Origin of the sequence: Paenibacillus tyrphae, from assembly GCF_024158745.1 — a bacterium.
GTDB classification, from domain to species: Bacteria; Bacillota; Bacilli; order Paenibacillales; family NBRC-103111; genus Paenibacillus_G; species Paenibacillus_G tyrfis_A.
The window spans coordinates 1-215 of the sequence record NZ_JAMZAW010000089.1; the positions used below are offsets into that span (position 1 = coordinate 1).

General features: G+C 51.6%; 1 rRNA gene. It reads left to right on the forward strand.

Annotated elements, in window-relative coordinates:
- Window positions 1-98 precede the first annotated feature (98 nt).
- Window positions 99-215 (forward strand): 5S ribosomal RNA (gene rrf, locus NI000_RS36635).

Below are 215 nucleotides of genomic sequence, written 5' to 3' on the forward strand. Positions count from 1 at the left end.
AATTAAGATTCACTTTACGCTTGTTTCGATCCAGTTTTCAGGGTGCAAGTCGCCTTGAATAAAGTAAAGATGTTTCGTGGCAGAAACATCGCAATCCGTTTGGTGATGATGGCGGAAGGGAACCACGCGTACCCATCCCGAACACGACCGTTAAGCCTTCCAGCGCCGATGGTACTTGGACCGCAGGGTCCTGGGAGAGTAGGACGTCGCCAAGC